Raw genomic sequence first — 10,278 nt, 5'->3', positions numbered from 1 at the left:
AAGGTTACTAAAACAATTTCAATTAAAAAACGAATGGGAATTGTAAAGAAAAAAGCATTTAGTTGATAATCGAAATCGCCAAAAAGGGTTTCTGCTAAAGAAGCAAAAAGTAACACAATTAATATATTGATAAAATTATTAGTAATTAATATGGTTGCCAATAATTTTCGAGGTCTTTCTAATAAAGTAACAATAATATTTTCTCCTTTGGCCTCGTTGGTAAGTTCATTTAAATCGCTTTGAGAAAGTGAAAAAAAGGCAACTTCAGTTCCAGAAATTAAAGCAGAACTAATCAGTAAAAAAATTAAAACAATAGCATTTATTCCAGTTAAAAAATCGATGGAATTTAGTAATATATATAAATGTTCGGGATCTGGGTCCAAATTTAAAAGTTTAAGGTATTAAAATGGTAAATCGTCGTTTTCTTCTTCTTTTACAACCGATTTTGGTTGTTCAGGTTTTGCAGAAGCTGTTTTGTTTTCTTGTGGATTGTTAGCCATATCTGCATTTTTTTTGGTAGATAACATCGTCATTTCATTAACTTGTACTTCAGTAGAATAACGTTTTACTCCATCTTGTTCCCACTGTCTGTTTTTCAGTTTTCCTTCCACATAAACCTTATCACCTTTGCTTAAATATTTTTCGCAAACTTTAGCCAAACCATTTCTAACCACAATATTGTGCCAGTCTGTATTGGTTACTTTTTCACCAGTTTGTTTGTTGGTGTAGCTTTCACTTGTGGCAATAGGAAAACGCCCAACACAATTCTGATCATCAAAATAATGCATTTTCACATCATCACCCAAATTGCCGATTAAAATTACTTTGTTTATTGTTCCTGCCATTTTTCTTTTTTTATGATAAAAAACTTTTAAAAACTACCTCACAGAAAGAAGATTTATATAGCTCTTATAAACGATGCCTTAATGTAGATAATACTTTTATAGTTTTTTGTTGATCAACTAATTTCTACATCAAAAGTACTAAAAATATCAATTACTTTTTAATTGATATTCTTCTAAAAAATTCGCGATTAAAACTGGAACAGGATATTGTTTAATTTCTGTCCATTTTACGGTTGCTTTTGGTAACGTTACAGTTTCTACAATCCAAAATTGTGTGTTTAAATGCTGATGAGAAAGTTTGTGCACAATTTCTTTTTTGTTGAAAAGCGAAATCGTGGTTTCATCAGGAAATAGTTTTATAAATTCTTCGGATGTTATTAGTTCCTCTTTATCGATAATTGTATCACTTTCTAATAATGGAAACTGATACAAACCTTGCCAAATTCCTTTTCCTTTTCTTTCGGATAAAATGGTTTTTTCATCTGCAGTTTTTATTACCATAAAATTAAAATATCGATTTCTAACTTTTATTTTCTTCTCTTTTACAGGCAACTCTTTTGTTAAATTCTTTTCGAAAGCTACGCAACTATCAGCAAAAGGACAGGTTTCACAAAGCGGATTTTGAGGTTTACAATGCAAAGCACCAAAATCCATAATTGCTTGATTATAGGTTCCAGATTGAGATGTATCTAGTAAAGTTTGTGCTAAAACTTTAAACTCTTTAATTCCTGCTGATGAATTAATGGCGGTTTTAATTCCAAAATAGCGTGATAAAACTCTATAGACATTGCCATCTACAACAGCATTTGGCTCATTAAAACAAATAGAAGCAATTGCAGAGGCTGTATAATCTCCAATTCCTTTTAATTTTATGAGTTCTTTATAGGTAGATGGAAATACACCATTTAAATCGTTTGCAATATGTTTTGCAGTAAAATGTAAGTTTCTTGCTCTAGAGTAATACCCTAAACCTTGCCACATTTTAAGAACGGTACTTTCTTCTGCATTTGCAAGATCAAAAACGGTTGGAAATGTATCTGTAAACTTAAGATAATATGCCATACCTTGTGCAACTCTAGTTTGCTGTAACATAATTTCTGAGAGCCAAACAAAGTAAGGATTTTTAGATTTTCGCCAAGGCAATTCTCTATTATTTTGTAAGTACCAGTAAATTAATATGTTAGAAAAGTTCATTGCTTAAAAATAGTTTTGCAATATTACATCATAAAATTCACATAAATTTAATCGTTTATATTTTTGGAGTTGATTAATTATCATATATTTGCATCCGCAATTTTTGAATAAAATTAATAAAAATATAGTAAAAATAGAGACATGACGAAAGCAGATATCGTATCAAAAATTTCAGATAAATCAGGAATCGAAAAGACAGACGTTTTAGCAACTGTTGAAGCATTTATGACTGAAGTAAAAGATGCATTAGAAGGTGGTGACAACGTTTATTTAAGAGGTTTTGGTAGTTTTATTATCAAAACAAGAGCAGAAAAAACTGGTAGAAATATTTCAAAGAATACAACTATTAAGATTCCAGCTCATAACATTCCAGCTTTTAAACCAGCAAAAACTTTTACTGAAGGAGTAAAAAATAAAGTAGCTGTAAAGTAACAAAATACTAATCTAAACCGTTAAAGGTTTAAAAAACAACAGATCATTATGCCAAGTGGTAAAAAAAGAAAGAGAGCAAAAATCTCTACACACAAAAGAAAGAAAAGAGCTAGAGCAAATAGACACAAGAAGAAAAAGTAAGCTAATGCTTACTTTTTCGTTTATTGTATAGCGAAAAAGAAATTACAGTACAAAAAAAGTTCATTGACATTAAAAGATTTACAAGTTGTAAGCCAGTAAATCTTTTCACGGTATTTAAAAGTACCTGACATTATTAATCCATCTGCACACTAAAGTGCAGTGTTAAAACCAAGTTCAGCATGAAAACAGAATTGATTATTCGTTCAAATTCATCTGATATTGATTTTGCCTTATTAAGAGATGGAAAACTTATTGAGTTAAATAATGAAACAACTGGTAACAAATTTTCTGTAGGCGATATTTTTTTAGCCAAAATAGGAAAAGTGTTAACAGGTTTAAACGCATCATTTGTAAATGTTGGCTATCCAAAAGATGGTTTTTTACATTATCATGATTTAGGTGCGCAAGTAAACTCATTAAATTCATTCCTTAAGAAAGTAAGCACAGGTAAGTATAAAGAATTCACTTTAAAAAACTTCCAGAAAGAGGAAGACATTAACAAAGACGGTAGTATTAACAAAGTTTTAAAAACAGGGCAAAACCTGTTGGTACAAATTGTAAAAGAACCAATTTCTACAAAAGGCCCAAGATTAAGTTCAGAGCTTTCTATAGCTGGTAGGTATTTGGTATTAGTTCCTTTTTCTAACAGAGTTTCTGTTTCTCAAAAAATAGAAGATCCGAAGGAAAAAGAACGATTAAAAAGATTGGCAAAGAGCATAAGACCTAAAGGTTTTGGCGTTATTTTAAGAACTGTTGCAGAAGGAAAAAAAGTAGCAGAATTAGATAAAGATTTGCAAAACTCATTAGAACGTTGGACAACCATGTGTAAGAGAATACCTAACACAAATACACCAACAAAAATTTTAAGTGAGTTAAACAGAGCATCTTCTATATTAAGAGATGTTATGAATGAAACTTTTACAAATATTGTAACAAATGATGAAACTTTGAAAGTAGAAATTAAAGAATATCTGCAGGAAATTTATCCTGAAAAGGAAAAAATTGTGAAGTTACATAAGTCTGAAATTCCTATTTTTGAAAAATACGGAATAGAAAGGCAAATTAAAACATCATTTGGAAAAACAGTTTCCATGAGCAAAGGTGCCTATTTAGTAATAGAGCATACAGAAGCTTTACATGTTATAGATGTAAATAGTGGAAATCGTTCAAATAAAGCAGGTTCTCAAGAAGATACTGCATTAGAGGTAAATCTTATTTCAGCAACTGAAGTAGCGCGTCAATTACAATTGCGTGATATGGGAGGTATTATTGTTGTAGATTTTATTGATATGCATAAAGCTGAAAACAGAAATAAATTGTTTCAGCATTTAAAAGAACAAATGGCTTTGGATAGAACAAAGCACAAAATTTTACCACCAACTAAATTTGGTTTGATACAAATTACAAGACAAAGGGTAAGACCTGAGTTAAGTATTAAAACTACCGAAGACAATCCAAATAAAAATGGTCAAGTAGAAGCTCCAATAGTTTTGTTAGATAATATAGAATCTGATTTAGAGAAATATATTATTAATTTAGAGCAGCAAAAATCAACCGATAAAAAGATACAATTACATATTCATCCTTTTATTGCTGCTTATTTAACAAAAGGAGTAAATTCAATTCGTTTTAAATGGTATTTAAAACACAAAAAGTGGATTACAATTATACCTAGAGATGCTTACACATACTTACATTATAAATTTACTTCTACAAAAGAAGAAAAATAACTTTATAAATAAGGCAATAATTTATTATCAAAAAAACCCGAAACTTTTAAGTTTCGGGTTTTTCTATTTTAAAGCGCTTTCGTTTTTGCGTTATTCTTGCTCTTTAAGTAAATACATATAAACAGGATAATGATCTGAATACCCACCTGTGTAACCAGCACTTGAAAAACTTCTAAAAGGATAGCCTTTAAATTGCCCTTTTCTACTGGTTAAAAATCGTTTGTTAAAAATTTTTGCTTGAAACATTTTATAGGTAGAAAAATCTTTTTCGCCTTTGTCTAATAAAGGCGATGAAATTAAAATCATATCAAATAAATTGATGTTATCTCTGTAACCTAACGTATTAAAACCTCTTCTGAATAAATCTTCATAAGGATTGTAAATATCTAAATCGCCAACCTCGCTTTTATTACTTTTAGTTTTAAGAACTTCTTTAAAACTAGCATTTATTGGGTCGTCATTAAAATCGCCCATCGTTAAAATTTTTGCATTCGGGTCTTTCTCTCTTATTTGAGCAAATATTTTTGTGTTTTGATACGCCGCTTTTTCACGCAAAGGTCTACTTTTTGCTTCTCCACCACTTCTTGATGGCCAATGATTTACAATAATATGAATCAACTCATCATCTAAATAACCAGAAACTAATAGTTGATCTCTTGTATAAACTTTAAAATTATCTCGATAAATATTTGGATTAAAAACCTCATGATGCACAGGTTTAAAATATCTTTTTTGATAGATTAAAGCTACATCAATACCTCTTTTATCTGGAGAATCGTAATGAATAATTCCATAATCTTTTTTTATAAGATGTTTAGATTTTACCAAATCCTCTAAAACACTTAAATTTTCGACTTCAGAAACACCCAATATTGTTGGACTTGTATTTGCTTTATCTTCTCCAATTTGTGCAATAACGCTTCCTAATTTATCAATCTTATCCCAATAAACTTTAGATTTATTTGCTTTTAGAGCCATCATTGGACTTGCTTCATCGTTTTTTGTAACATCATTTATGGTGTCAAAAAGGTTCTCTAAATTGTAAAAAGCAATGGTTCTAATATTGTATTTTTTTCCTTGAGAATACATTGTAAAAAAACTAAATATCAGAATTAATAAGAGAAGATATTTCTTACTTTTTTTCATTTTTTTTCTGTTAAATTTAAAGAACTAATCGCTTCAATATAAAAAAAAGTTACAAAATAATCGCTTTTTTTAGCTAAAAAACACTAACTTGACTTCGCTATAAAATTGAAAAAGAAAAGGTTATGAGTAAAACTATTGTTTTAATAGTTGTATTTCTATTGTTTTTTACAACAGTGTTTTCACAAAATATTTTAAAAGGAATTGTTGTTGACAACGATTCTAAAATCCCACTAAAAGGTGTTTTGGTAAGTGTTTTAAATATTCCAAACACTCAAATTACCAACGAAAAAGGTTTTTTTAAAATTGATATTATTCCCAATGGAAGTTACATTTTGGAACTTAAATTTTTGGGTTACGAAACACAAAATTTCCCTATTGAACTTTTTGATGAAACTATTGATTTAGGAAGTATTTTATTTTACAAAGATTTTACTGAAGACCAAGATTTAAGTTTAATTACCATTACAGATGATGAATTAAATGACGATACAAGTGCTGCAGATAACATTGCTGGACTATTACAAGCTACAAAAGATATTTTTTTAAGAACTGCTGCTTTTGAGTTTAGTTCTTCCTTTTTTCGTGTAAAAGGTTTAGATTCTGGAAATGGGAAAGTGCTAATTAATGGCATTGAAATGAACAAAATCTATGATGGACGAGCTCAATGGAGTAATTGGGGTGGTTTAAATGATGTGTTAAGGAATCAAGAATTCAGCAATGGTTTATCGCCTTCAAACTTTACTTTTGGTGGCCTTTTAGGTGCTACAAATATGAACACAAGAGCCTCAGAACAAAGACCAGGAATCAGGCTTTCTTATTCGTCATCTAACAGAAGTTATGTACACAGAGCAATGGCTACTTATTCGTCTGGAATGAGAGAAAATGGTTGGGCTTTTACATTTTCTGGAAGTAGAAGAACTGGTCAAGAAGGTTTTAATGATGGTACTTCTTACAATGCATATGCTGTTTTTGCATCGATTGAAAAAAAGCTAAACGAAAACCATAGCTTAAATTTTACAGGAATTTTTACACCTAATAGAAGAGGGAAATCATCTCCAAATACACAAGAAGTTTTCGATTTAAAAGGAATTGCTTACAACGAATATTGGGGGAATTTGAATGGTAGAAAAGCCAATTCAAGAATTAAAGATGTAAATGAGCCCATTTTAATGTTGAATCATTATTGGAATGTAAGTAGTAAAACAGAGGTAAACACAAATATCTCGTATCAATTTGGGCAAATAGGAAACAGTCGTTTAGATTTTAATGCAGGCGCAAATCCAAGTCCTACTTATTATCAATATTTGCCAAGTTATTTTGTGGCAAGAGACGATTTGGCAAGCGCATATCAATTTCAACAAGAATTTTTAAACGATGGTCAGTTAGATTGGACACGAATTTTCGATGCCAATATTACAAATGCCGCTGCAGAATTACCAAGTGGTTATGTTTTGTACGAAGATGTAAATGATGATGAACAAATTACTGTAAATACGATCTTAAATTCGGCGATTAATGATCACATCAACCTAAATGCAAAAGTAGAATACAAGCAATTTAGTTCTAATAGTTTTGCAAAAGTGATTGATTTATTAGGTGGAAATGGATATTTAGATATCAATAATTTTGCTGATACAGAAGATTCAAAACAGAATAATATAGCAACACCTAATAGAATTGTTGGTGTAAATGATAAATTTAGATATAATTACAACATAAATGCAGCTGTTGCCAAAGGTTTTGTACAAGGTCAATTCAAATATAATAAAGTTGATTTTTATGGAGCAGCAAGTGTTTCTCAAACGAAGTATCAAAGAGAAGGTTTGTATCAAAATGGACGATTTCCTGACAATTCTTTAGGGAAATCAGAACAATTAAATTTTACCAATGTTGGATTAAAAGCAGGGGTTACTTATAAACTTACAGGTCGCCATTTGTTAGATGCAAATGTTGCTTACATTACAAATGCACCAACTATTAGAAATTCGTTTTCAAACTCTAGAGAAAACAATAATGTGGTTGATAATTTGGTGAGTGAAAATGTTTTTTCTACAGATGTAAGCTATATTATTAGAAGTCCAATATTAACAGGAAGATTAACAGGTTATTATAACTATACTGAAGATGCCACTGAAATTTCTTTCTATTTTGCTGATGGAGTTGGAGGTGATAATACTGCTTTTGTGCAAGAAGTTTTAACAGGCATCAACAAAAAACATTTAGGGATAGAATTTGGTTTGGAGGCACAAGTTACATCAACCATAAAATTAAAAGGAGCAGCTGCTATTGGGCAATTTACGTATGATAATAATCCTGATTTATATTTAACAACGGATGTTGCTAATGAGGGTGTTTTTGATGATAAAGGTCGTTCTCAAAATTACATATCTAATTTAGAAAATTACAAAGTTTCTGCTGGCCCACAAAATGCGTATTCAGTCGGTTTTGAGTATAGAGATCCAGATTATTGGTGGGTTGGAGCAACTGCCAATTTCTTTGATAATACCTATGCAGATATTGCACCTTTAAACAGATCTAGCAATTTTTTTACAGATGATGATGGTTTGCCTTTTGAAGATTACAACCCAATTTTAGCAAGAGATTTATTGCAACAAGAACGCTTTGATAATTATATGGTTGTAAATATGATTGGTGGGAAATCTTGGAAAATTGGCGATAAATATATTAGCTTTTTTGCAACCGTAAATAATGTGTTGAACACAGTTTATAAATCTGGTGGATTTGAGCAAGGAAGAAATGCAAACTTTAGGCAATTAAGAGATGATAAAGCTTTAGAAACGCCTGTTTTTGGTAATAAATATTGGTATGGAAGAGGTACAACGTATTTTTTAAATGCTAGTATAAGTTTTTAAATTCTAAATAAAAACGAAGATGAAAAGAAATAAATTAATCACAATAATAGGCGCAATTGCTATGTGTTTCTACTTTACAAATTGTGTAAATGATGGAGATTTTGAAATTCCATCAAGTTTAGGAAATGAAGAAAATGTAAAATTAGCGAGTATTTTAGACAGTATTCAAGCTGGAATTTATCAATTAAAAACGATAAAAGAAGTTAAGGAATTATACATTTCTGGTAACGAACCTTTAAAAGTTGCATCTAAAATTGTAGTAAAAGGCTATGTAATTTCTTCGGATCAAAAAGGGAATTATTTTAGGGAATTTTATATGCAAGATGCTCCAGAAAATCCTACAGCAGGTTTAAAAGTTTCGTTGAATTTAAGTAATAATTATAATAAGTTCAATTTTGGTAGAGAAGTCTATATTTCTTTAAAAGATTTATATATTGGTGAAACAAATTCAGGTGATGGCATTATAACAATTGGTGGAAAAATAAGTCCTACAGATGCTTTAGAAATACAAAACGTTTCGACAAATCAACTAGAGAAACATATTTTTAGATCCGAAAATACAACTGTAATTACACCAAAATTAGTTTCTTTGGCAGGAGTAAATTCATCAGATATTGGAACTTTTGTAAAAGTAGAAAATGTTATTTTTCCAACTAATTTACAAGGGAAATCTTTTGTAGATCCAACAGAAGATTTTGATACGCAAAGAAAAATACAAACCTGCCAAACATTAGGTTTTGCAGATTTATTATTAGAAACAAGTTCGTTTGCAAGTTTTGCAAATAAAACGTTGCCTTCAGGAGGTGGAACTATAAATGCAGTGGTTTCGAACGATTTTGATGGTGATTTTTTGGTCTTGGTTTTAAATTCAGATGAAGATATTTCTATGGATGGAGAAAGGTGTGCAACATTATCCGAAGTTGATTTCCCAACCATTTTATTAGAAGAAGATTTTGAAAATTCAACTGGAGAAATTAGAATTACAGATTGGTTAAATTTTAGAGAAGAGGGCACACAATCTTGGCGCTCGTATTCAGATACGTATTCTCAAAGTAAAGCTGCAAGAGTTGGTTCTAGTAATTCTGGAAACGCAAGCACAATTACTTGGTTAATTACAAAAGGTGTAAATTTGGACACAACATCAGCCGAGTTTTTATCGTTTGAAACCTCGAACAGTTTTGCAAATGGTAGTAATTTAGAAGTTTTAATTTCTACAATTTGGGATGGAACAGCAATAAATGTAACTTCTGCAACTTGGGATGTTTTGCCAGCAAAAATAGTTTCTGATGGAGAGAATTTTAAAAATTGGATTCATTCTACCTATGTAAATTTGTCTGATTATTCAGGAACAGCGTTTATCGCATTTAAATATACAGGAACAGGGAATATTAATTTTGATGGAACATACGAATTAGATAATATTAAAATAAATGCCAGATAATTTTAAAATGGATAAAATAGAACATATAGGAATTGCAGTTAAAGATTTAGAAAAATCGAATCAATTATTTGCAGCACTTTTTGGGGAAAAGCATTACAAGACAGAAGAAGTGCTTTCTGAAGGTGTAAAAACCTCTTTTTTTAAATCAGGTCCTAATAAAATTGAACTGTTAGAAGCTACAAATCCAGAAAGTCCAATTGCTAAATTTATTGCTAAAAAAGGGGAAGGAATCCATCATATTGCATTTGCAGTAACTGATATTATTGCAGAAATTGCTAGATTAAAGAAAGAAGGATTTACAGTTTTAAATGAAATCCCTAAAAAAGGAGCAGACAATAAATTGGTAGCTTTTTTGCATCCAAAAACTACAAATGGGGTTTTAATAGAATTATGTCAAAAGATTATTTAATTTAACATAACAACTGCATACTGTAACTGTAAACTGCCCATTATTTTTTATTATCTTGCACCGATTT

Annotated in this window: 9 protein-coding genes (1 of these 9 running past the window's edge); 5 read left to right on the top strand and 4 right to left on the bottom strand. The window is 30.1% G+C overall.

Features of this window, described 5'->3' with window-relative positions:
* The 3 genes from LPB03_RS09525 to mutY form a co-directional block, all read right to left on the bottom strand.
* Positions 1-383, bottom strand: the beginning of a protein-coding gene (locus LPB03_RS09525; protein ID WP_065317547.1) for a gliding motility-associated protein GldE. Its footprint begins 946 nt before the window's first position; the window shows 383 of its 1,329 coding nt (coding positions 1-383); the start codon lies at positions 381-383; the stop codon falls past the left edge of the window.
* 18 nt (positions 384-401) lie between these two features.
* Positions 402-845 (bottom strand): single-stranded DNA-binding protein, encoded by a 444-nt coding sequence (locus LPB03_RS09520; protein WP_065317548.1) that lies wholly within the window; start codon positions 843-845, stop codon positions 402-404.
* 147 nt (positions 846-992) lie between these two features.
* Complete coding sequence (mutY, locus tag LPB03_RS09515) at positions 993-2,039, bottom strand: A/G-specific adenine glycosylase (protein ID WP_065317549.1); 1,047 nt, start codon at positions 2,037-2,039, stop codon at positions 993-995.
* Positions 2,040-2,180: 141 nt separating this feature from the next.
* On the opposite strand from mutY, the gene LPB03_RS09510 reads away from it, so the two are divergent.
* Together LPB03_RS09510 and LPB03_RS09505 are read left to right on the top strand one after the other, a co-directional pair.
* Entirely contained in the window at positions 2,181-2,471 is a 291-nt protein-coding gene (locus LPB03_RS09510; RefSeq protein ID WP_026776443.1) for an HU family DNA-binding protein, read from the top strand.
* 320 nt (positions 2,472-2,791) lie between these two features.
* Positions 2,792-4,342 carry an Rne/Rng family ribonuclease gene (locus LPB03_RS09505; RefSeq protein ID WP_065317550.1) on the top strand — a complete coding sequence of 517 codons (1,551 nt, stop codon included), beginning with the start codon at positions 2,792-2,794 and terminating at the stop codon, positions 4,340-4,342.
* Positions 4,343-4,432: 90 nt separating this feature from the next.
* Here the strand turns inward: LPB03_RS09505 and LPB03_RS09500 are convergent, their stop codons facing one another.
* Positions 4,433-5,488 carry an endonuclease/exonuclease/phosphatase family protein gene (locus LPB03_RS09500; protein ID WP_065317551.1) on the bottom strand — a complete coding sequence of 352 codons (1,056 nt, stop codon included), beginning with the start codon at positions 5,486-5,488 and terminating at the stop codon, positions 4,433-4,435.
* Positions 5,489-5,610: 122 nt separating this feature from the next.
* Here LPB03_RS09500 and LPB03_RS09495 point away from each other — a divergent pair, with 122 nt between their 5' ends.
* The 3 genes from LPB03_RS09495 to mce are packed head-to-tail and all read left to right on the top strand — an operon-like array spanning position 5,611 to position 10,211.
* A complete protein-coding gene (locus LPB03_RS09495) occupies positions 5,611-8,361 on the top strand; it encodes a carboxypeptidase-like regulatory domain-containing protein (protein WP_065317552.1) in 2,751 nt (916 codons plus the stop codon).
* A 19-nt stretch (positions 8,362-8,380) separates the two neighbouring features.
* Complete coding sequence (locus LPB03_RS09490) at positions 8,381-9,802, top strand: DUF5689 domain-containing protein (protein WP_065317553.1); 1,422 nt, start codon at positions 8,381-8,383, stop codon at positions 9,800-9,802.
* Between the two features lie 7 nt (positions 9,803-9,809).
* On the top strand, positions 9,810-10,211 hold the full coding sequence (gene mce / locus LPB03_RS09485) for a methylmalonyl-CoA epimerase (protein ID WP_065317702.1): 402 nt from the start codon (positions 9,810-9,812) through the stop codon (positions 10,209-10,211).
* The last annotated feature ends 67 nt before the right edge of the window (positions 10,212-10,278 follow it).

Origin of the sequence: Polaribacter vadi (assembly GCF_001761365.1) — a bacterium.
GTDB lineage: Bacteria > Bacteroidota > Bacteroidia > Flavobacteriales > Flavobacteriaceae > Polaribacter > Polaribacter vadi.
This window is presented reverse-complemented; position numbering and strand designations above follow the sequence as displayed.